This is a genomic window from Paenibacillus taichungensis (assembly GCF_050994985.1).
GTDB classification, from domain to species: domain Bacteria; phylum Bacillota; class Bacilli; order Paenibacillales; family Paenibacillaceae; genus Paenibacillus; species Paenibacillus taichungensis.
Map to the genome: position 1 here is coordinate 2920850 of NZ_CP194720.1, position 23805 is coordinate 2944654.

Consider the following 23805-nt stretch of genomic DNA (forward strand, 5'->3'; position numbering starts at 1 on the left):
CAAAAAAAGAAGTCGCCATTAACATGGCGACTTCTTCTTTGGCGTTTTACTCCGCCGATGTACTATCTTTAGGGATTAATGATTACACACAAGCTTTCAATTTGTTCAGAGCCTGGGAAATATCCCGAATCAGTGAGTCCACATTTTCCCGCTGGGTTGCCCAACTGGTACAAAAACGAACGACGCTGTGTGTATCGGACACCTTTTCCCAGAATGTGAACGAGTAACGGCTGCGTAAATCCTGAAGCAGATCATCTGGCAGAATCGGAAATTGCTGATTGGTTGGTGAATCATATAGGAAAGTAATACCTTGCTCCACAAGCGAATCATGAATCAACATGGCCATGTCCACCGCATGCTGGGAAATTTCAAGATACAGACCATCTTCAAATAGCGTTTCAAATTGAATTCCCAGCAATCTTCCTTTGGCAAGCAGGCCGCCTTTTTGTTTGATCATATAACGAAAATCTGGCTTGAGTTTTTCATTCAAAATGACTACTGCTTCCCCCATCATTGCTCCGATCTTGGTTCCGCCAATATAGAATACATCACATAGGCGAGCGAGATCAGCGAGAGTCATATCACAATTCCGGGAAGCAAGAGCATAACCAAGACGTGCCCCATCAATAAATAACGGGAGACCACACTGTTGGCTCACATCAAACAATGCTTGCAGCTCTGCCTTGCTGTACATCGTACCGTTCTCAGTAGGCTGGGATATGTAAACCATTCCGGGCTGGACACAATGTTCAGGTGCTGCATCATTCCAATGGGCATCATAGACCGCTTTGACCTGATCTGACGTGATCTTCCCATCTTCGCTTGGTACCGTGATTACTTTGTGACCTGTGGCTTCGATTGCTCCCGTCTCATGGACTGCGATGTGGCCCGAAGTCGCTGCAATCACGCCTTGGTACGGACGTAAAATGGAGGCGATAACCGTTGTATTGGTCTGTGTACCCCCAACCAAAAAATGCACATCTGCCTTTTCATTTTCACAAGCTTGTCGAATAAGGCTTCTCGCCCGATCACAATGGGCATCTTTACCGTAACCGCTCGTTTGTTCCATGTTCGTTGAAATCAGTCTTTGCAAAATGCGCTCATGCGCGCCTTCGTTGTAATCACATTCGAATCGTATCATCGTCTTGTCTCTCCTGCTCTTTTGTTCAACTTATCCTGAATATTCATCATTGAAGCGTAAACTTCTCTGATCTCTTCCTCTTCCAAACCTTGCATTAACTTCACAATCTGCTGATCTGAACGTTCATTCAACTCACCGTAAAGCTCCTGCCCTTTTTCAGTCAGGCGAATCAAACTAACCCGGCTGTCAGCAGCTGAATCCACTTTCATCAGCAGCCCTTCTCTGGTCAGTTTACTTACAATTCGGCTCATGTAGCTGCGATCAATGGTCAGTGTATCCACCAGATTGTTCGCAATGCTCTCCCCTTGAATGCCAATTTCAATAATGACCCTTGCTTCAGCGAAGGAGTAACCCGTTCCCAGGATATGCTTATCGAGTACACCGAGTATATTGGTATAAAAACGGTTAAAACGCCGCATTTCAGTCAACATATCTGCATTTATTTGTTGAGAGTCGATGTGGAACCCTCCCTTTTAGTGGACATTGTCAACATTATATTAATCAGTTTAGTGGACGTTGTCAACAATATAATATCGATGAGCTTTATAGTTTAAATGAATGCCCACTTTATTTAAAAACAAAAAAACAAACCGCGCAAATGCACGGTTTGTTTTTTGGCTATTAGGAATGGCTGTATTGCACCTGATGAAGTCTGCTGTATATGCCTCCGGCAGCGACCAGTTCCTCATGGTTCCCCTGCTCAGCGATGCCATCCGCGTTGACTACAAGGATGCGATCTGCATTTTTGATGGTTGTCAGTCGGTGTGCAATTACAAGTGTTGTTCTACCCACTGACAGTTCCGCCAAGGACTTCTGGATTAATGCTTCGGTTTCGGTATCCAGAGCGGACGTTGCTTCGTCCAGGATGAGAATCGGTGGATTTTTCAGGAACATACGAGCAATGGACAGGCGCTGTTTCTGACCTCCGGAAAGTTTGACACCACGCTCACCAATGATCGTATCGATACCTTCTGGCAAAGTAAGAAGCAACTCTTCCAAAGAGGCACGACGGGCTGCATCCCAGATTTGTTCGTCTGTAGCCGTTAAATCGCCATAAGCGATATTCTCCTTAATTGTGCCTGAGAAGAGAAATACATCTTGTTGAACAATACCGATATGTCTACGCAATGATTCCAGCTGAACCTCACGAATATCAACTCCATCAACGGTGATCCGACCTTCCTCTACTTCATAGAATCGTGGAAGCAGACTGCAAATGGTCGTTTTACCTGCACCGGAAGGACCCACAAATGCAACGGTTTCCCCTGGATTGATGGACAAACTGATATTATTCAGAATGCGTCGATTTTCCTCATAACCGAATGAGACATTTTCGAAGCGAATATCTCCACGGACGCTTTTTAGTTCAACGGCATTTTTCACATCAGCGATTTCCGGTTCAGTATCAATGATTTCCAGATAACGCTTGAATCCTGCTATGCCCTTAGGATAGCTTTCGATTACGGCGTTAATTTTCTCAATCGGACGGAAGAAGATGTTGGATAACAGCAGGAATGCCATGAAATCACCCATATCAATTCTGCCATCGATAAAGAACCAGGCACCGCTAATCATAACGAACACAGTAACCAGACGCATCATCATGTAGCTGACCGATATACTCTTCGCCATCGTTTTGTAAGCAAGCAGCTTTGTTTTACGGAAGTTCTCGTTGTCTACGGAAAATAGTTTTTTCTCATGCTCTTCGTTAGCGAATGATTGAACGACACGAATTCCGCCTACGTTGTCTTCAATACGGGAATTGAAATTCCCCACATCTCCGAAGAGGCGCCGATAGGTCTTCGTCATGCGCCCACCGAACACGATAATGACCCAGGCCATGATAGGAATAATGATAAAGGTAATCAGTGCAAGCTCTAAATTAATGTTCGCCATGAGCCAGAAAGATCCAATTAATGTCATCACTGCGATGAAAACATCCTCTGGTCCATGGTGAGCCACCTCGCCAATATCGTTAAGGTCATTCGTAAGATGACCGATCAGATGACCCGTTTTACGATTATCGAAAAACCGGAAGGATAACTTTTGCAAATGAGCAAACATCTTCGAACGCATGTTGGTCTCAATGTTAATGCCAAGCATATGTCCCCAGTAGGTCACGACATAATTCAAGACGGTATTCAGCGCATAGATCGACAGCAATACAATACATGCGAGGATAATGAGTGGCCAATCTTGACCTGGCAGCAACTCATTAATGAACTTGCTTACAGCAAGTGGAAATGCCAGCTCTAGTAAACCAGCTATTACGGCACAACCAAAATCAATTAAAAACAGTTTTTTGTAAGGACGATAATACGAGAAAAAACGACGAACCATTCTTATTCACTCTCCAGATCCTGATTAGGGCTTTCTTCTTCATGTTGTAATTCAAAAAGTTGGATGTATTCATCAATGACCTGATCAATCGCTTTCAACTCACCACTGATCATCTGATGTATATTACGGAACTCCTCCTGACCAAGCTGTCTAGCCAACGTAGCTCTTCGATTCTGCATTTGTTCCAAAAAGACTAGAATTCTTCCACGACGAAACGTTTGTGCCCCATTACCCCGTTTTCCGTGATGCTCTCCATGCCCTCTCCCACGTCTTGAACGTTCACCTTGTTGCTCATCTTCTCCACGACCGCGTCTGGACTGCTCTCCATGGCGATCAGGTTGTTCGTTCACATTTATATGTCTTTCTCTCATTTGTGAAGCACCTCCATTTTCGTATACATATGTATACAAATTGTTTATGTATACGATTGTATACGTAAGGGATTTTTCTGTCAACCCGTATTTTTCCATTTTATCCGGGTCAATTCATATTCAGTTCACCGTCCTAGAGTACACTAACATACGTACCACCACAGAGATCCCCAATTCACAGATAAGACAGGAGAAGATGAGATTGACACTGAAAAAACGAACTTCATTCGCCGCCGTAACCCTGGTTTTAACGATGTTAGCCCCAATGACTGCTCTCGCCGCACCGGCAACCAGTAACAGCACTAACCTTACGTATGATATGACCCAAAAAGCGGTGATGGAGAAGGCCAAGCTCCTTACCGAAACTTATGGTACAACAAGTGTGCAGTACGCACTCATGGATGAGGGAGAGATCGTGATCTCCGGACAAGTAGGCAAAAACGACCCGGAGGGCCGTATCCCCCTTTCTTCTAATACAATGTACGGCATCGGTTCAACCAGTAAAATGGTGCTCACAGCCGCTGTGATGAAGCTGGTTGACGAAGACAAGATCGATCTGGATGTGCCAGTTGTGAACTATATCCCTGACTTTAGAATGAAAGATAACCGTTACAAACAGATCACACCCCGGATGTTGCTGAATCATTCATCTGGGATTCTTGGAACCTCAAGCGGTAGTGCCATACTGTATGGGGACAATGATACCTATGCACATGATACATTTTTGGATCAATTGGCCGAGCAAAATTTGAAGGCAGATCCGGGAGCCTACTCGGTGTATAGTAACGATAGCTTTACGTTAGCGGAGATTCTGGTTGAAAAGGTCAGTGGCATGAGCTTTAGCCATTTCATCCAACAGAATTTCACCGAACCCTTGGGTATGAGCCATACCAAAACGCCGCAGGATCTGGTTGATCCTGACCAAATGGCGGTAACTTATTCGCAGCTGAATAAGGAACAACTTCCACTAGAGAACACGAATATGATTGGCTCTGGAGGCATTTACTCTACTGCAGAAGACCTGGCCAAATTTTCGCAAATCTTTACGGGAGAGGTCACAGGTATTCTTTCCAGTGAGTCAGCAGAAGCCATGACGCAGGAAGAATACAAAAGTGGCCTGTGGCCAGAGGACAGCGATTCATCGATTTCGTACGGGTTAGGTTGGGATAGTGTGAACTTGTTCCCATTTAACGAATACGGCATCAAGGCAGTTACCAAAGGCGGGAATACGATTGCCTATCATTCGTCATTAATTGTGCTCCCGGAATACAATATGGCTGCAGCCGTTACTTCTTCAGGTGGGTCAAGCACAACCGACCAATTGATTGCGAGCGAACTGTTGCTTAGCGCACTTGAGGAAAAAGATATGATTGAAGAACGCAAGCCGGAAAAATCATTTGGCGTACCTGTAATAACAACCATGCCGAAGGAACTAACGCAGTATGCTGGCATTTATGGGGCTGTTGGCAGCTCGTTATTGAAGTTGGAAGTGAATGATGAAGGACAGTTGACGATGTCCCAGCTATTGTCGCCGAACAGTACCGAACAAAAGTATACGTATACTGAAGATGGCTCTTTCGTGAACGAGCAAGGTACAGAAAAATTGAAATTCGCCCAAGGAGATAACGGGAATACATACTTGTGGTCCCGTTCGTATCAGTCTGTGCCAGGGCTTGGACAGATCGCCTCCTCGGAATACAAGGCAGAAAAGCTCGAAACCAATACATTACCCGAAGATGTAACAGCCGCTTGGCAGAAGCGTGAAGGCAACATTTATTACCTGGTGAATGAAAAATACACCTCAACGGTATATGACAGTGCAACGCCGATCATCCCTATTCATATGTTCGATGAAGCACCAGGGTATGTGTATACCAATAAAATTATTGATGCAAATTCGGCTGTGAACCAACTGCAAATTCCAGGCTTGGCTGGGCGCGACACGATGGAGTATAAGTTCTTTGAGAAAGACGGCGTGGAATACGTCTCAGCAGGAGGAAAGGTCTACGTCAGTCAAGAACTTGTGAGACCACTCTATTCAGGGAAACAATCGAAGACAACGATTCAAACAAACGGTTATGCGACATGGTACTCGATACCGGCAGCAGCCGCAGGTAAAGTGATGACAGTGAAGATGCCTTCGAAAGGCGCTTTCACTGTATATGACCAGACAGGTATCAGTACGAACCATACCGTGGTTAGTGGCGAGAATGAAGTTACCTTACCTGAAAACGGTACGATTGTATTTGCTGGTGAAGCTGATTCAAGGTTCGAAATTTCGTTAACAAATCAATAATAATGAGCATGGAAAATACGCCCGTTCCCCGGTGTTCTACTGGGGAACGGGCGTTTCATTCTTTCCGAAATCAATTCTGAAAGATACTACGTTTGTTCTAAGTTTATTTTACTTCGTTCATAAACTTCCTGAAGTTCATTATTTCAATGAAATTTCAAATATAGAACCGACCTCACCTGCAAATACAATGCGGCCGTTTTCTGGTAAAACAACCTCATTCTTACCGCTGACCACGGTGTGATTAATGCAAATACCCGTCTGGTCATATACTGCAAAGGCTCCATTTGCAGGCATCTTAACCGTCATAACTTTTCCTTTCACAGTTGCGGGTACCGAAAACCATTTGGCATATCCGTCTGCTTGAATGGTTGTAGCGGATTGTTTACCCGAATAGAGTGGTTTTACAAGTTCCTCACTGGCGAATACGCTACCTACGGTTGTAATGTACTCCACTCCGTTCTTCTCGGCGAAATAAATCTCCTTGGTATCACGTCCAGCCATGCCAGGGATTTGCAGATCAGTGACTGCTTCGTTTGCTCCAATAATCTTATTATTGGATATATACCCTGGTGTCTCTTTATTAGAGATAATAGGGAGGATTGGTGATGAATTGAGATAAACCGTTGATGTATATTTCTCATTCACCACGTAATATCTTTTACCTTCACGCTTCTCCCACGAAGCCGTAATATCTCGGGATAATTCATTGGCTTCCATCTTCTCTGCGGTGTATTCTGAGAAAGCCAACTGCCCAAGTCCTGGCAAGGATACATAAGATCGAGACCACAGATAAGTACTTCCATTCTGCTCCGTAACGAATTTCAACTTTTCTGTGCCTTTATCGTTAACAAACGTGCCATCTGCTGTATATGTGTACTTTTGAGCCGAATCACTCGGAGCTGCGAGAGTGGATACAGTCATTAGTCCAGCTTGATTCATTTCAATCTTATTAACCGAATTATTGGCGCCATACATACCCGCATACGTGGATATTTCTTTAGGTATATCTGCCTTCACGGGTACCCCAAATGACTTTTCTGGCTTCCGTTCTGTAATGATACCCTTTTCCTCAAGTGCGCTGAGTAATAATTCACTCGCAATGAACTGATCTTTGGCACTTGTCCCACCAGATGAAGTAACGGCTGCAGCCAGATTGTATTCCGGCAGTACGACTAATGATGAGTGATACGATATGGTATCTCCACCTTTCGTTACTGCTTTGATGCCGTACTCACTGAATGGGTACAAATTTACACTATCCCACCCTAGCCCGTAAGATATAGACGTATCGCTATCCTCCGGCCATATGCCTCTTTTGTATTCTTCTTGCTCCATGGCCTCTACCGACTTACTGGAAAGAATGCCTTCAACCTCTCCCGTGAAGATTTGTGAAAATTTCACTAGATCTTCAGCGGTAGAGTAAATACCTCCAGTAGCGATGATATTATAATTTTCTTGCGGGAGCTGGCCATCATACAAAGGGGAATAGATTCCCGCCATTTCTACTGGTTCAACCACATCCTGTGGTGTTTTGGTGTGATTCATGTCCAGAGGCTCTGTAATATATTTGTGTATAAATGCAGTAAAGCCCATGCCACTAACTCTTTCGACTAGAATCTCCGCTAATGTAAAACCATCGTTACAATATACGGAGTATTCTCCTGGATCGGCTTTTAGAGTCTGTATCGCCAATTGATCTAGAAAAGTGTCATGTGAATACGTGTCATTATCCCCGTACAATGTGGCATTGCTGCCGGAGCTGCCCAACAGACCGGAAGAATGATTTAACAGCATGCGTGGTGTGATTTGTTTGTAGCGATTATCTTTCATTTTAAAGTCAGGGATATAGTTCACAACAGGCACATCCAAATCAATCTCGCCATCGTCAACCAGTTTCATTACAGCAGTGGTAAGTACCATTTTACTGGTTGAACCAATGCCATAGATCGTGTTCGAAGTAAGAGGCACCTTGTTATTGATATCGTTTTTGCCCGTTTGACCGGACACCACAATCTCTCCACCATCGATTAATGCATATTGTACACTGGTCGTACCGTACGTCTCGGTAAGGATCTTGGCTTTCTCCGCTACTGTTTTCTTGGTTGGTTCATACGTCAGATCGCTGTTGTTACTCGTAGCTGGTGCGGCCAGTACTGACATTGGAGATAACATCATTAACGCCAGAGTTAAGGCGGTGATTGAAGTTCTTTTTCCCTTTTGTCGTCCCATTCACATCATCTCCTGATTTAAATGTTTTGGTTGATTAGAGTTCTTTTGGATCTATAAATTTCACCTCTGGATACAAGTCGCTCGGCCCCTGAATTAGAGTTCCGCCCGTTCCTTTCAATTGCTTATTAAAGAAATCAAGCACATATTGATTTACGATGTTTGACCCTCTTTTACCATTGATGTCTCCTGTAATTCCGGACAGTTTAATCAGCTCCGAATAGAATTGAAGATCCGTGAAATTGAAGTGCTGGGTTCCTTCTATATAAATCACATTTCCCCCCTGATTGATAACCGTTTTCATAATGTGCAGCTCATCTGAAAGAAACTTAGTTACTTCGTCATCCGAATTTCTATCACTTTCAAAATTGGCTAACCAGTCTTCAAAATTTCCCGATCTGATAAACATAAACGGCTTGTTTATATCATCTCTATTTTCTACTTCATTCAGTGACCCGTCCATATTAACCCCGGCCTTGATTCGAGGATCCAAATACGTTGCATTAAACGCCGTGGCCCCCCCAAAAGAATGCCCCATCGCACCGATGTTATTTAAATCCATTTTCCCTTTGAATTGACTTTCAATTACACCTGAATTCAGCTTTTCGATTTGATTGATTACAAACTCCACGTCTTTTGTCCATATATCCCCAATTTCTCTGCGGTCATCTATGGTTGTCATCTTTGTTGTATAGCCCGTTACACGGCCATCCGGAAAAAGGGTCGCAAAGGTGCTATACGTATGATCGATTGTCACAACGATAAACCCATGACTGGCCAGATTCTCTGCCTGTGATGCTTGTAGGAGTCTACTGGTTCCCATACCATGAGATAGCAGTACCACGGGATAAGGACTTGTGGAAGGTAATATTTCTACATTTTCATAAGAGTTGGTTTGACTATACTTCAAGTAGTCGAGCAAAAATTCGGGCAGTTTTAAAGAAGCAGAGAAGCTCTTAATATACGTTTTGAACATTTCTTTATCATTTGGAAACAGCGTGTCACGCTTGTTGTTATTCATGTTCTCAGTAGGATACCAGAATTGGACCATTAACTCCCTCTTGTCGCTTTGATCTTCAGTTAAGACTTCAGCTCTATTCTGGTCTGTAAAATGAAAGGTTTGAGTACCCACTTTCTCTGGACCATCAGGCTTCGGCAAATTAAAGACAGGTAAGTATACAGACAAGGCAGTAGATATCACAAGTAAAATGACGATCAATGAAGATAAACTATATTTCAAAAACTTCCCTATTTTTAGATTCACCATCTTTTCGGAATGTCTGAATAAAACGATGAGTATGAACAGCGTCGTCATGAAATATACCAAAAGTAGCTGCCATCTGTATCCCTCAACAAACAATTGAACTAATAATATAACGCTGCTTCCTATACCCAAACCCAAGCCTATTTTCTTTGCACTTCTTTTAATAAACAATAGATCTACCAGTAAAGCGAAACAGGATAAAACTAAAAGTATTTCAAATAATCTCATTTGAATCCTCTCTTTCATCACGGACATCATCCGAATTGGATTTACTAACTATGGAAAAACCGCCCCGCAGGACGGTTTTCATATTCGTTCATACACACCTGTTAAGTCAAAGCGTGTACGTTTACACCATATTTATTTTGCTTCGTTCATAAAAGCTCTAACGTCTTCAGCAATTTTTTTGAATTGAGTATGGTGTAAATAATGTGAACCATCCATTGTGATTACTTTCCCATGTACCGAATCTTTGATCTGCCCTTCATGCAGCGGTATCCATCCTTCTACACCTTCATTATTTGCTTGTACAAAGAGAAGAAGTGGAAGGTCTGTAGGGAAGGTTAAACCTTGAGCACCTTTAAAATTGGAATAAATATGATCCATCTCGTTTAATGACGTGGGATTATACATGTTTTTATTCGAGATCATTTTCATCTGCTCAACCGTCTGACCATTAAATGCAAGTCCCTCATAGGGGTCTGCACTCACTTTCATCATTAATCTTAAGAGACCTGTATTTCTGAGAAGAGCAAACGTTTTTAATGGGAACTTCGCATCTGTAATACTTGGTTGGGTGGAAACACTACTGTCAATACCGACGAAGGCAGTTACCTCATCCGGATATTTGTTCACATAATCAATGCCGTAAATGCCTGCAATAGAGTGACCCATGAGCATGTACTGATGAATATCAAGTTGCTGCAGAGCTTCATGAACTTCACTTACGATATTTTCTGTGGTTCTTTCTTTTTCTGTTCCATCACTTAATCCGTAACCGAAAGGCTCAACTGCAACAACTTTGTAATATGGAGATAATTCATCAATAAGCAACTTGAAATCAAGCGCTGGTGTTGCTGTTCCAAAACCAGGCAGAAGCACAATCGTTTCCTTGCCTTCACCTTGAATGAGCACATTCATATTTTTCCCGTCTACAGATACGTGCTGACCATAAGGCTCAATCTTTTTCGCTTCGGAATTGCTACTGATCACATTCGTGATATAAACAATACCTAGAAACAAAATAATGGCGATTACGATTGCTCCTAGTATTTTAAGTATAATATTCCGTACTTTCTTGGCCCTCGATCCATTCTTCGCTTTCTTTTCCTCTGGTTGTGTCACTCTCATCTTCTCCTGTCTTGAACTGTTAGTTCGGCTTTCTTCTTTGCTGCTAATGAAATCTTAACCAATGAAAATGTACTCCCCGTGACATCAATATGAACTGAATATGAACAAGCAAATAAATTAATAAATTTACGGAGACGTCATTGTCGGATAAATTTCCGTGAACACATTATTGGATTTCCTTCATAAATCCCATAAAGTTTTCCGCAATTTCTTTGGCATGGGAACGATACAAATAATGATTCGCTTCCAGCAGCACCACTTCACTATGCACAGTGTTCTCTATTAGCTTCTCATGCTCGGGAATCCAATTCTCCGCTGCCGGATGATTCTTTTGAACAAAGAAAAGCACCGGCAGATTAACAGGGAACGTTAGCTGTTCAGCTGCTTTAAAGTTGGAATACATACTCTCTGCCTCATTTAATTGAGTGGTATTATACATATTTTTTCGGATCAAAATGTTCAATTGTTCTTTAGTCTGCTCATCATAAGGCAGTCCATCATAAGGGTCAGCACTCAGTTTTAATTGTAATCGCGCGAAACCTAAGTTACGGAACCATTTAATCGGTTGTGTATCTGACGAATCAATCTTTTGTTCACTAAGCGTTGGAACACTGCTATCCAGTCCGACAAATGCACTTACTTCGTTTGGATATTTGTTCACATAATCCAGGCTATAGATCCCGGAAATGGAATGACCCATGAGAATATACCGATCAATATGAAGACTTTGCAGCGCTTCGTGGATTTCACTTACGATATTTGCTGTACTGCGCTCCCTTTCGGTCTGATCACTCAATCCATAACCAAAAGGTTCAACCACGACGACTTTATAATAGGGGGATAGTTCTGAAATAAGTGGCTTAAAATCAAGTGCGGGTGACGCTGTTCCAAACCCTGGTAAAAGGACGATCGTTTCTTCTCCTTTTCCTTGAATGCTGACATTCATCTGTTTTCCATCTACAGATACGCGCTGTCCATACGTTTCCATTCTTTTTTGCTCCGAATGACTGCTGATTTTGTTAACGCTATACACGGTGGCCACGAAAAGTAGGATGACTATAACGATTGCACCAAATACTTTAAGCAAAATGTTTAATACTTTCTTTGTTTTGGATCGACCCGACTGTTTCTTCTCGGTTTCTTGTGTCACACTCATCTGCTCCTGTCCTCATCTGTTTAATGGCTGTAACAAGCCTTTAATTCAAGACTAACCAACAAAGATGTCCTCATCATGACGACAATATGAACGGAATATGAACTAACAAAAAAAGACCACGTTTCACATGCGAGGGAGCTTGCATGTGAAACGTGGCCTGAAAATATGATTTAGACAATCGGATGAATATTCTACACATTCACCTTATCCTATAAGCCTAACTATTCCGTTGGTGGAGTGATGGGCAACGTGACAATAAAGGTCGTTCCTTGACTAGGTTCACTTTCTACTCGTATGTCCCCTTGATGAAGCGATACAATCTGTTTAACGATAGCAAGTCCCATACCACTGCCATCATACTTGCGACTGTGAGAACGATCCGACTTGAAAAATCGTTCGAATATGCGCTTCTGGTCTTCAAGGGGGATACCGATACCTGTGTCGGAGATTCGAATAGTCACGTTCTTGATATCCTGCTTGGTGCTGACGTGAATTACGCCGCCATCTTTGGAAAATTTAATACCGTTGCTGAGAATATTTGTCCATACCTGGTTCAGCTGGTCGTGATCAGCCAATACTTTAACAGCTTGGAGATCGAGCTCAAAGTGAATGTTGCGAGCAGACCATTGCGGCTGGAGAGTTACAATGACCCGCCTGATCTGTTCATCCAGGCTAAGTGTGCTAAGTCGTGGTTGCTGCGACTGCGATTCAAGCATACTTAGCTTGAGCAGATTATCACTCATTTTGGACATCCGCTTCGCCTCAGCGATGATAATCTCAAGATATCGGCTTCGTTCTTGCTCTGAGAGATTTACTTGTTTCAGTGCTTGAGCATAACCGGATATCGAAGTCAGCGGAGATTGAACCTCGTGTGACACATTCGTTACAAATTCCCTGCGCATCTGCTCCAACTGCTGCAAATCATGAATCATTTCTTCAAAACTGCGCGCCAGTGTGCCCAGTTCTCCGGTTTGCTTAATATTCAACTTGACGTTGAAATCTCCAGCAGCGATCCGCTTCGTTGCTTTTGTCAGTTTTTTGATCGGTCTAACCAAAAATATGGAAGCAATCAGAATGATAATACTTCCCGCAATCAATGAACAGGTTGCAAAGATCGAAGCCCATTGGACGACAAACAAGGAAGAAGGGGGAGTGAGTGTCTCAAAAAACATGGCTTTCGCTCCCATTTCCGTTTTCACCGGCAAACCTAAAAGAACTGTTGCAATACCATTCGGATTGTCCTGAACTACGCCTCCATCTAGCACTTTCTTTAGTTGCTCTTTCGTCACCGTGGCCGATTTATGTCCGTTAAGCTTTCCATACGACTGGAACTGACCCGTTGCATCGTAAATTCGAATATGATATGAATTCAGTAGCTTCATTCCACTAACGTACGATTCTGCTTCACTTAATGGAAGGGTCTTGTAAATCTGCACGATATCCTGGCCGAAGTTACGTATGTTAATTTGAGCATTTTCATTCAATTGATCTTCGAATATCATCGTGGACACAAAAAAAGAAATGACCGTGCCGGCGATGACGGAGATTAGAAATGTCAGGACCACACGGATATATAACGATCTAATCATTCGTAAACCTCAAGCCGGTACCCCAGACCTCGCACCGTTTCAATCCGAAAATCGGGTGTTGTTGCGAATCGTTCACGCAGGCGTTTAATATGTACGTCTACTGTTCGATCATCACCGGCGTAATCAATGCCCCAGATCTGATCGATCAATTGCTCACGTGTATAGACTTGTCCGGGTGTTCCAGCGAGTTTATAGAGCAATTCGAACTCCTTCAGCGGCAACGTAAGCGACTCTGTTCCGCTCGTCACCTTGTAGGTTTGTCGATCCAGGATGACGTTGCCGAAATGGATCGTCTGCGTGGAGCCGATTTTGTATCGTTTCAGTAATGCTCGAACACGAGCCGTGAGCTCCAACGGATCAAACGGTTTCGTCAGATAATCATCGGTTCCCAGTTCGAATCCCTTCACTTTCTCCCAGGTCTCCCCTCTCGCCGTCAGCATGAGCAACGGAAGATCAGGATTGGCTCTTCGTAGCTCCTTGCATAACGTCCAACCATCCATGATAGGCATCATGATATCAAGCACAACAAGATCGACATGTGTTGAGCCGTAAACGGTCAGTGCCTCCTTCCCATCCGCAGCTTCAGCCGTTTCAAATCCGTCATTTCTCAAAAATAAACAGACGAGTTCACGAATGTTCGGATCATCGTCAGCAACTAGTATTGTAGGCATTTGTTTCCTCTTTTCCTGTTTCCATGTCATGTAGTCGTAATCATTATACTATTATTGAATTTGTAAAAAGCAAGAAACACGCAAGAAATTTAATCACGCCATCCCCTCAGAATGCTCTGCATCCCCGCTTTGTTATGAAGAAACTGTTTCACACGAGAGCCGTTGGCACCAGATGGATGAGGGAACCCCCATAAAATTTTCCCTTCAACTAACCGATGTTCATCTAGCAATTGATGGAGTACAGCCTCCACCGACTTTCCTAATGGAATAATAAGAGGATGCTTTAACTGTTCAACTTCAGGCAGAAATGATTCAAGTACATCTTGATACAAAAATTTATTTTGAGTAATAGAAGGCTGATGTCCATTGTAATTTTGCTTATTCACCAAGACCGGATATCGAACCAGAGAAGTTGTATGTAACAATATACAATCTGCTTCAAACAGCCTTTGCACATGGGGCACTTTTAAATATTCATGCAAGCTTATTTCCTGGAGCATCTGAATCAAATTGCTACGCATGGAGCCGGCCATTCTTGCTGCTATTTTGGCTTCTTTACAGGCTTGCTCATATGATTTGTGTGCTTTCAAAGCCTGGATAGCCGTTCTATATGCAATCTCCATTTGCTGCCAACCTGGTGTGATGCCCACAAGCATGACTTTTGCAGAAGGATTGATATATTCATTATGTGGAGAGTAGAACATCTCCACCTCTCCCGCTGAGCTTAATTTCAGATCATTAATCAGCAGCTCTGCTTTGGAGTACTTTGGTTGTACCGGTAATGAATTCATCACATCAATCAGACGTTGTTGGTGAGTGGAAGATATCAGCAGACTGCACACTCCTTACGGCCTTATGTATTGGCTACCCTGTAGCTTATCGATTATATACCTTATTTTGTACAATAACAGCCGAATTAATTGAAATAAAAAGGGTAATTGAGGACAACGTCCATCAATTACCCTTTTTATTATTCTGAATGGACAGGTAACTGTACAGTAAATGTCGCACCTTCTCCTGGTTCACTGAACACGGAGACAGTACCCCCATGCATCTCCACAATTTTATGCACGATGGACAGACCCAACCCACTGCCGCCCAAGGCACGTGTACGGGATTGATCTGCTTTGTAGAAGCGTTCAAATATACGGAGTTGATCCTGCTTGGTGATGCCAGGTCCACTGTCAGTAATACGCACACTGACCTTGCCTTCACCTTGCGTAAGGAAAACATCAATTTTGCCGCCTTCTGGCGTGAACTTGATCGCATTATGAATCAGGTTGATCCATAACTGAATCATCAAGTCCTCATCAGCAAAGATTTCAACTTCTTCCAGCTCTACGTTCATATCTATTTTTTTGTCATCCCATTGGGGTTCGCAGGCCAGAACCAGAGTTACCAACTGCCGATCCAATCGGTAAAATGTTTTATGTGATGCATGCTCGGATGAATCCAGAACAGCGAGCTTCATCAAATTATCACTCAGTCTGGACAAACGAACACATTCCGTCTCAATGATCGTCAGATACTTTTCCCGTTTCTCCTGGTCCATATCTTTATTTTTCAACGCTCTGGCGAACCCGCTGATTGACGTGAGCGGCGATCCGATCTCATGTGATACATTCGATATGAATTCTTGACGCAAATCTTCCATCACTTTGAGATTTGCCGCCATGTCATTGATGCTTTCAACTAACTGCACAAATGGATGGGGATTTCTCTGTCTCCCGTTTCTATTGGCAAATTCCGCATCCAGATTCACACGAAAATCCCCCCGGGAAATGCTTTTCAATGCTTGAATCATCTCATTAAAAAATTCATACTGCCTGCCTTTAACCAGCGGACCGATGATTGAAATGCATATCCCGAAGAAAATGAACCCAAGCATGGCATTGATCAGAAAAGCAAGCAATTCATGCGGTTCCCAGGGGACAAAGGAATACACATATCTCGTAAGGTAGAAAGCTGCTGTCCAGCAGGCAAACAGGGCCAGAGATACCAGAATGACGTTTCTGGCAATATGAAGAAATCCAGCCTCCTGCTTCATTGCCGTACCTCCAGGCGATAGCCTAAACCTCGCATAGTACGAATGACAAAAGCATGCTCTTCCTCCGGAAACCGTTCACGAAGCCTCTTGATATGCACATCAATTGTCCTCTCGTCCCCTTCGTAATCATAACCCCAGATCTTTTCGATTAACTGATCACGTGTAAAGGTCTTGCCAGGGTAACTCGCAAGGGTGAAAAGCAGTTCAAATTCCTTACGTGGCAACACAATATCCTGATCGCCTTTCTTGCACTCAAACGTATCCCCCCGCAGGACCAGTTCACCAAGCAGGATCACTTGTGAAGTCATAATCCGATATCGTTTCAATAAAGCCTTCACTCGTGCAACCAGCACCAGCGGATCAAAAGGCTTCACCAGATAATCATCCGTCCCAAGGGTAAAACCTTTGATGATCTGCGAGGTTTCCCCTTTGGCTGTTAACATCAGGAGCGGCAGATCCGTCTGCTGCCGCAACTGGCGGCACAATTCCCATCCGTCCATGCCTGGCATCATAATATCGAGAACGACGAGGTCGACCTTATGGTCAGCGAGTAATCGCAGTGCATCCAAACCGTCAACAGCCTCAATTACATGCAAACCCTCCTGCTGTAAAAAATGTCCTACCAGCTCTCGGATATGCGGGTCGTCATCAACGACCAATATGCTTGTCAACGTGACCACCTCCATTTTTTTCAACCTTGCCTTATACTCCACATTCTGTCAAGAAGAAGACCTGGCATAACGTCTCTTTCCTGATAACTCCACATTTTTAGAAAATTTTATGATTTCCAATTACGTTCTGCGCATATATGCCCGTACTGTTAATGGTGCAAAAATGGCTACAATAACTGCCGCTCCAGCAAGGCTAGTCACCAAATCTGTGCCCATTGTCCCTTGATTCGCCAAATCCCGTACAGCTGAGACCAAATGGGATATCGGATTGACATTAACAATCCACTGAAGCCAATTTGGCATCGTATCTACCGGAACAAAAGCGTTCGAAGCAAAGGTGAGCGGAAACAATACGAGCATGGAAATCCCTTGTACACTGGACGCTGTACGTGCAATAACACCGAGAAAAGCAAAAATCCAACTGATCGCCCAAGCGCACACAATAACCAGCAATCCTGCCAAGGCGACATGACCCAATCCACCTGCAGGGCTATATCCCAATAGATATCCAATCGCAAAGGTAAGGATTGTTGCAATGGTATATCGGATCGTGTCCGCCAGCAATGCTCCGGCCAATGGCGCAATACGTGCTATAGGCAATGATTTGAATCGGTCGAATACCCCTTTATCCATATCCTCACGCAATTGCACGCCAGTAACGACTGAGCTTGTAATTACCGTCTGCACAAGTATACCCGGAATAATGACCAACAAATAAGCTTGAATGTTTCCCGAGACTGCACCGCCAAAAATGTACGTAAACATCAATGTGAAAATGATCGGCTGTAGGGTAACATCGAATAATTGCTCTGGTGTTCGTCTAACCTTCAAGATCCCGCGATAAGCCATCGTTAAGGAATTCCGGACGGTTTGCCCAAAGCTTGTGTATTTTCTCAGCTTACGGCTTGGGTTTTGTTTCGCTATTGTACTGTTCATACTTGCAACTCCTCCACTGCTTTTGATTCTTGAGACGTATGAGACGTATTGCCACTCGCATCTTGGCCCGTAATGGTAAGAAATACTTCATCAAGTGTAGGTTTCTGTACACTCATCTCTGCCAGATCAATGCCTGCGGAACGAAAGGCAATCAGCAGATCTGCTGCAATATTCGCATTAGCCATCGGCGCAGTAATCTTCCCTGCTTCCGCTGATACGCTGGAATCTGTCCGAAGGATCTGCTCCACAATCTGACGGGCGTGTTCAATCCGTGTCGGTTCCTGGATGCGCAGTTGAAGGGAGGCAGTGCCAACGGAAGCTTTCAAATCATCTACCGTACCTTCGGCCACAACATGACCCTGATCAATTACGGCAACGCGGTCTGCCAGTTGATCCGCTTCATCAAGATATTGTGTGGTCAGAAGCACTGTTGAACCAGTCTTGACCAATTGGCGGATCGTATTCCACATCTGTGCACGTGTCCGTGGGTCAAGTCCAGTTGTCGGTTCATCCAAAAAGATCAGCGGCGGCTGAGCAATAAGGCTTGCTGCCAGATCCAGACGGCGGCGCATGCCTCCCGAGAACCCTTTGATCGGACGTTTCGCCGCCTCCGTCAAGCCGAATTCTTCGAGCAGCTCAGCGGTCTTGCGTTTCGATTCTGCGCGGCCTAGACCCAGGAGCCGTGAAAATATCATCAAATTTTCGTTGGCACTAAGTGACTCGTCAACCGATGCGTATTGTCCTGTAAGTCCAATCAGCTGGCGTACAATATGTGACTCCTTCACCACATCATGCCCAAATATTTTGGCTGATCCTCCATCGGACCGTAGCAGTGTACCCAGCATCCGAATTGTTGTTGTTTTCCCTGCTCCATTCGGGCCCAGTACACCGTAGATTGTACCTGCCTTCACGTTTAGATTCACACCATCCACTGCACGCTTATCTCCAAAGATTTTTACAAGCCCCTCTGCTTCAATGGCCCAATCTCCAAGTTCATTACCTGTTGTTTTTTGCTGTATGTTTGTCAATTGTGGTTCCTCCCATATCGTTTATAGGGGAAGAATATCGTACTTTTATGAACTGAATATGAATGGAATCGGAAAGTTTTCAATTTCAAATCACAAAACCCCGCCAAGGTCCAAATGGACACCAGCAGGGTTCGTATCGGATTTATCATTCTCTAATTTGCAGGTTTGATATCAAAGAAGTCCAGTTCTCCATATCCTTCCCCTTTGGAGAAACGAATTTTGTTCACACCAGCCTTTAGCTGAACTCTTGCTGTAGACAGTCCCCAGTTCTCCCATCCCTTGTTCGTAATGTAGAATGGGCTGGCTGTACCTCCATTCACACTCAGCAGCAGGTTGGACCAATTCCCACCTGCTGTACCATTCGCCGTCCTTGCCAGGAGAATATATTGCCCTGCAGCTGTTGCATTGACGTTAAATTCTACATAGCTGTCCGCCGTATCGATATGACCAGCTTTCATGCCGCCTGAACCAGAAGGACTCTGGGATGCATAAGCGATCCCACCAAAGGTTCCCTCCTCTCCTTCATATCGAACGATTGACTTTTCTCCCGAAGGTAGAGCAATAGGTGCGTTGGGATTCACCGGCGCACCCAAGTTCGGGGTATTGTCGGCATTCCAGGTGAACTTCTGTAAGCGAATCTCACGATTCCATCCGGAATTATTGGATTTCGCTGTGTGGTACATGATCCAGTCCTCAGTCCCGTCAGGCGATTTCGTAAAGGAATGATGACCCGGACCATACAAACCGTTCCCCGATTGGAAGATAGGCTGACTGCGCTTGTTCCAGGATGCCGGATTCAGCAAATTGCTTGAGGCGTTAGCGGTAATAAGCCCCAGACAATAGTCGTTGGTCCAGCTGCCACTTGCAGAGTAGACTAGACTGATAACTCCGTTTCGAATGATCACCTGTGGTCCCTCATTTACATTCGGGGAATGATTGGTTTCCCAGGCGTAGGTTGGTCGTGCAATCTCCACACGATTTGAATCGATGGTCCAGGGATTACTCATATGGGCAATGTACAGATTCTGCCTTACATTCGTATCTCCTTCCCAGCCCGACCAGATGAAGTAGAGCTGTCCGTTCACCTGCAAAACCGTCCCGTCGATAGCCCACTTGTTGGTGGGATCCGTAATCTGCCCTTTGTATTGCCAGGTTCCCTGAGTAGGATCAGCTGACGTATTTTCCATAACATACATGCGGTGATTGACGTTGTCTCCATCATCCTTCGCATAATAGATGTACCAAGCACCATTGATGTAATGAAGCTCTGGAGCCCAGATGCCGCAGCAGCCAGTATTCACCACTGTGGTTGCAGCCGCATCAACGGTTGTTAATTGAGCTGACTTCCAGATGGTAACGTTACCACCTGTTGTTTTGGTGAAATAATAGAATCCATCTGTGTGCTTGTAGACCCATGGATCAGCTCCATCCTGCATCACGACATTGTAGAAGTTATTCTGAACGGTCGCAGCATGCGTCGTCTGTCCCATTGGAAAAATAAGAAATGCACATAAGGCCAGCAAAAATTTGTTCCTGTAATTCATTATTTTCATCTACAGTCACGCTCCCTATAGGATTATGAATCATGCGTGTACCTGACCTTCAACGTTCAATCTTCAATGGCAGCTTTGCGGGAATTAATGCGACGAATCGTTTCCGGGTCGAATTTGGGACGGCGGTCATAGGTGTACAGTCCATTCACTTCCTGTTCCACATCATATAGCTGGGTATAACAAAACCCGAACATTTTCGGATGGTCCAACAGGACATTGGTTAATCCCTCATAACGTGCAATGAAAGCTTCTTCGGAATTCGGTCTGTCCCCGTAGCCCCAAGCTTTCTCATCTTGCTGATCCGGATTCCACCAGATACCGCCATACTCGCTAATAAAATAGGGCTGCCCTTCATACGTCTGCCGCTCCGGAAACGTATTGAATACTTCTCCACCGCTTTTCATCGGTTCATATCTGGCACGGAACGTTTCCGGGTTCTGATCATAGTCATGCAAATCGAAGATATCCGTCACCACATGAAAGTTACCACTGGTATCAATGACAGGACGTGTCGGGTCCATACGTTTGGTCATCTCATAGACAATGCGTAGCACATCATTATCCTGCCGGGTTCCATCACGATCCCACGTTTCGTTGAACGGACACCAACCGATAAGTGATGGATGATTAAAGTCGCGTTCCATACCTTCCATCCATTCTGGCAAAAACCGGGCAAGGCTTTCAGACGTTGTAATATCCTGTCCCCAGTTGGCATGTTCTCCCCATACCAGATAACCCAGCTGATCAGCCCAATACAGGAAACGCGGCTCAAACATCTTTTCGTGCAATCTCGCTCCATTAAAGCCAAGCCCCATGGAAATCTCGATGTCTTTGCGCAGATCTTCGTCGCTAGGTGCCGTGTAGATGCCATCCGGGTAAAAGCCCTGATCCAGCACAAGCCGCTGAAAAACAGACTTCTCATTAATACGAAATGCCATGCCATCCAACCTTACCGTCCGCAGTCCGAAATACGAGCCTACCGTATCGATGGTCTGATCCTGCCCATGCAGCTTCAACTCCAAATCATACAATTGGGCATGCCCTGGCTCCCATAAGTGGATTTCAGATAATGGGACGGTAAGCTTCACAGCAGGTCCATGAATAACCGCCGTTGCCGATCCAACATCCTTGCCGTCAAAGTGGGCTGTTGCAGCCAGCTCTCCTCCAGCAGTGTTACCGCATATTTTCACTTCAAGGTGCACACATGCATTTTCCGGATCAGCCGCGACTTTCATGTCGGAGAGATACACCTCTGGCACGTGCTCCAGCCACACCGTTTGCCAAATGCCGGTCGTCCGCGTGTAATCGCAGCCATGTGAGTGGAATCGTTCGCTCTGCTTGCCTCGCGGCTGAAGTCCAGAACGCACATCGTCTTCCGCATAAACCGTGACTACATTCGTTCCCGACGAAACATGGGATGTGATATCAAAATGGAATGGAGAATAGCCTCCCCGATGTTTACCAACCGCTTTTCCATTGACCCAGATCTCGGCTTCGTAATCAACAGCGCCAAAATGAAGCAAAATGCGTCCATTCATCCAGGTATCCGGAATGGAGAACTCGCGTTTATACCATACTGCTGCCATAAAATCGGTATAGCCCACCCCGGACAGTTTACTCTCTGGACAGAACGGAACAGTGATTGTCCCAGAGAGGTCATGTTCGGACTGTTCATAACCCCGTTCTTTTCCACTTTTGCCATGATCCATTTCGAACTTCCAAGTTCCGTTCAGATTGATCCAATCGTTACGTACCCACTGAGGACGAGGATATTCCGGTCGTGGTGTCAATGTCATCTTGTCTTTATTCATACGTAAATCACTCCTATTAGCCTTTGATTGAACCGATATATACTCCTTTTACAAAGTACTTTTGTAGGAAAGGGTATACCATCAGTATTGGAATGGTGGACACAACAATGGTGCAATATTTGTTCTGTATTTGAATCAAAGTATAATTACACAATAATTAGATGTCAACGTTTTCAATTTATTTTCTTGTAACAAAATATATCTGGTATTCTTGCTTACATCTCATTCAAACAGCATTGAAAAGTTGATTATTCACTAGGTTACACCATTAAAACATAGTTAGAATGCGGAAAAATCCAGTTTAAAGCCAAAATAATTATTACTTTCTTTGTCTAATGAAAGCATTCGTTTTCACCCAATCATTTATCTAATTCGCTATTAATTACAAAATAGTTGTAACTTTAGGCATACCTATCCCCTATTCTCAAGTCTTATGTCTTACTCTCCCGATGGAACTTGGAGCGCATGATCATCGCTGAAAGGCACACCAAAATCAGGTGTTCCATCCCTGTTCCATTCAAATTTTTGAATGCGCGTAGCCCGAAAACCAGTATCAGCACCCGGTGCCGGAAGAGCATGAAATACGATCCAGTCCTCCAGACCATCCGGTGATGTAGTAAAGCTGTTGTGCCCTGTGGCATATACACCATTCTCCGTACTCTTCCAAAAAACAGGCTGCGGGGATTTGGTCCATGATGAAGCTAGCATTGGATCATCTTCTTCATCCTGGTTAACATGCCAAGTGCATAATCTTCCGTCCAGGTTGTGCTGGCCGAGAAAATCAGAAAGACTCGTCCATTTCGATGCAGCATAACCGGGCCTTCATTAATCGCCATCCCGCCTTGCTTTTCCCACGAAAAGGTTGGAGCTGTTAACAGCACATGGTCACCTGTCAATGTGTAAGGATTAGACATCCGAATAATATAGATCGCTGACCCATAGTCCGGAAAATGACCGTAGCCTGCGTACAGAAAATAGAATTGAGCACTCAATTTCAGCACGGTACCATCCAGACCAGGGACAGGAGTGCCCAGAGCCCCCTTCCATACCCAATCGCCATCCATGGGATTTGGGCTTTCATTCTCCAGCACGCAAATCCGCCGTGAATCGTCCCCTCCCCCATCATTGGCCGTATAGTATATGTACCATTTTCCGTTCAAAAAATGGATTTCTGGTGCCCACAAATGATGGCTATAACGCCCGCCAGGCTCCGGTGACCAGATGATTTTCCGTTTACCTTCGTCAATTAGAGATAATCGGGTGGTCTGAATTAGCTCCAGGTAATTGGAACGTGTTGCTCCAGATGAAACAAGTTCGGTTTAAAACGCTCGATACTCACGATAAATGAAGTACCG

General features: G+C 44.3%; 20 protein-coding genes and 1 pseudogene. 1 reads left to right on the forward strand and 20 read right to left on the reverse strand.

Annotated elements, in window-relative coordinates; all coding sequences use genetic code 11:
• Positions 1-82 precede the first annotated feature (82 nt).
• The 4 genes from ACR1R9_RS13030 to ACR1R9_RS13045 form a co-directional block, all read right to left on the reverse strand.
• Positions 83-1141, reverse strand: coding sequence for a threonine aldolase family protein (locus ACR1R9_RS13030; protein ID WP_433923488.1), 1059 nt, complete (start codon positions 1139-1141; stop codon positions 83-85).
• Positions 1138-1572: a MarR family winged helix-turn-helix transcriptional regulator gene (locus ACR1R9_RS13035; protein WP_433923487.1), complete on the reverse strand. Its 435-nt coding sequence runs from the start codon at positions 1570-1572 to the stop codon at positions 1138-1140. The genes ACR1R9_RS13030 and ACR1R9_RS13035 overlap by 4 nt, the downstream gene beginning before the upstream one ends.
• Positions 1573-1762: 190 nt before the next feature.
• A complete protein-coding gene (locus tag ACR1R9_RS13040; protein WP_433923486.1) occupies positions 1763-3481 on the reverse strand; it encodes an ABC transporter ATP-binding protein in 1719 nt (572 codons plus the stop codon).
• A 2-nt stretch (positions 3482-3483) separates the two neighbouring features.
• Complete coding sequence (locus ACR1R9_RS13045; protein ID WP_433923485.1) at positions 3484-3852, reverse strand: hypothetical protein; 369 nt, start codon at positions 3850-3852, stop codon at positions 3484-3486.
• 196 nt (positions 3853-4048) lie between these two features.
• Between ACR1R9_RS13045 and ACR1R9_RS13050 the strand changes: the two genes are divergently transcribed.
• On the forward strand, positions 4049-6148 hold the full coding sequence (locus tag ACR1R9_RS13050; RefSeq protein WP_433923484.1) for a serine hydrolase domain-containing protein: 2100 nt from the start codon (positions 4049-4051) through the stop codon (positions 6146-6148).
• A 138-nt stretch (positions 6149-6286) separates the two neighbouring features.
• On the opposite strand, the gene ACR1R9_RS13055 is transcribed toward ACR1R9_RS13050, so the two are convergent.
• The 16 genes and pseudogenes from ACR1R9_RS13055 to ACR1R9_RS13130 form a co-directional block, all read right to left on the reverse strand.
• Positions 6287-8377 carry a serine hydrolase domain-containing protein gene (locus ACR1R9_RS13055; RefSeq protein ID WP_433923483.1) on the reverse strand — a complete coding sequence of 697 codons (2091 nt, stop codon included), beginning with the start codon at positions 8375-8377 and terminating at the stop codon, positions 6287-6289.
• A 34-nt stretch (positions 8378-8411) separates the two neighbouring features.
• Entirely contained in the window at positions 8412-9896 is a 1485-nt protein-coding gene (locus tag ACR1R9_RS13060) for an alpha/beta hydrolase family protein (RefSeq protein WP_433956449.1), read from the reverse strand.
• Positions 9897-9998: 102 nt separating this feature from the next.
• Complete coding sequence (locus ACR1R9_RS13065; RefSeq protein WP_099854347.1) at positions 9999-10982, reverse strand: alpha/beta hydrolase; 984 nt, start codon at positions 10980-10982, stop codon at positions 9999-10001.
• Between the two features lie 172 nt (positions 10983-11154).
• Positions 11155-12144 (reverse strand): alpha/beta fold hydrolase, encoded by a 990-nt coding sequence (locus tag ACR1R9_RS13070; protein WP_433923481.1) that lies wholly within the window; start codon positions 12142-12144, stop codon positions 11155-11157.
• Positions 12145-12365: 221 nt separating this feature from the next.
• Positions 12366-13733 carry an ATP-binding protein gene (locus tag ACR1R9_RS13075; RefSeq protein ID WP_433923480.1) on the reverse strand — a complete coding sequence of 456 codons (1368 nt, stop codon included), beginning with the start codon at positions 13731-13733 and terminating at the stop codon, positions 12366-12368.
• Positions 13730-14404 (reverse strand): response regulator transcription factor, encoded by a 675-nt coding sequence (locus ACR1R9_RS13080; protein WP_024634376.1) that lies wholly within the window; start codon positions 14402-14404, stop codon positions 13730-13732. The genes ACR1R9_RS13075 and ACR1R9_RS13080 overlap by 4 nt, the downstream gene beginning before the upstream one ends.
• A gap of 89 nt (positions 14405-14493) precedes the next feature.
• Positions 14494-15108 carry a hypothetical protein gene (locus ACR1R9_RS13085; protein WP_433948964.1) on the reverse strand — a complete coding sequence of 205 codons (615 nt, stop codon included), beginning with the start codon at positions 15106-15108 and terminating at the stop codon, positions 14494-14496.
• A 266-nt stretch (positions 15109-15374) separates the two neighbouring features.
• On the reverse strand, positions 15375-16451 hold the full coding sequence (locus ACR1R9_RS13090) for a sensor histidine kinase (RefSeq protein ID WP_433923478.1): 1077 nt from the start codon (positions 16449-16451) through the stop codon (positions 15375-15377).
• Complete coding sequence (locus tag ACR1R9_RS13095; RefSeq protein ID WP_099854353.1) at positions 16448-17122, reverse strand: response regulator transcription factor; 675 nt, start codon at positions 17120-17122, stop codon at positions 16448-16450. Before ACR1R9_RS13095 ends, ACR1R9_RS13090 begins: the two co-directional genes overlap by 4 nt.
• Before the next feature lie 120 nt (positions 17123-17242).
• Positions 17243-18058, reverse strand: a complete 816-nt coding sequence (locus ACR1R9_RS13100; protein ID WP_076288394.1) for an ABC transporter permease — start codon at positions 18056-18058, stop codon at positions 17243-17245.
• On the reverse strand, positions 18055-19086 hold the full coding sequence (locus tag ACR1R9_RS13105; RefSeq protein WP_433923477.1) for an ATP-binding cassette domain-containing protein: 1032 nt from the start codon (positions 19084-19086) through the stop codon (positions 18055-18057). Before ACR1R9_RS13105 ends, ACR1R9_RS13100 begins: the two co-directional genes overlap by 4 nt.
• 152 nt (positions 19087-19238) lie before the next feature.
• Positions 19239-20639: a family 43 glycosylhydrolase gene (locus ACR1R9_RS13110; RefSeq protein ID WP_433923476.1), complete on the reverse strand. Its 1401-nt coding sequence runs from the start codon at positions 20637-20639 to the stop codon at positions 19239-19241.
• Positions 20640-20695: 56 nt separating this feature from the next.
• Entirely contained in the window at positions 20696-22450 is a 1755-nt protein-coding gene (locus ACR1R9_RS13115; RefSeq protein WP_433923475.1) for a glycoside hydrolase family 2 protein, read from the reverse strand.
• 16 nt (positions 22451-22466) lie between these two features.
• Positions 22467-22571, reverse strand: a pseudogene (locus tag ACR1R9_RS13120) (carbohydrate ABC transporter permease); the annotation flags it as partial.
• A 317-nt stretch (positions 22572-22888) separates the two neighbouring features.
• Positions 22889-23158 (reverse strand): family 43 glycosylhydrolase, encoded by a 270-nt coding sequence (locus ACR1R9_RS13125; RefSeq protein WP_411835951.1) that lies wholly within the window; start codon positions 23156-23158, stop codon positions 22889-22891.
• Positions 23152-23730, reverse strand: coding sequence for a family 43 glycosylhydrolase (locus tag ACR1R9_RS13130; protein WP_411835997.1), 579 nt, complete (start codon positions 23728-23730; stop codon positions 23152-23154). The genes ACR1R9_RS13125 and ACR1R9_RS13130 overlap by 7 nt, the downstream gene beginning before the upstream one ends.
• Between the last annotated feature and the right edge of the window lie 75 nt (positions 23731-23805).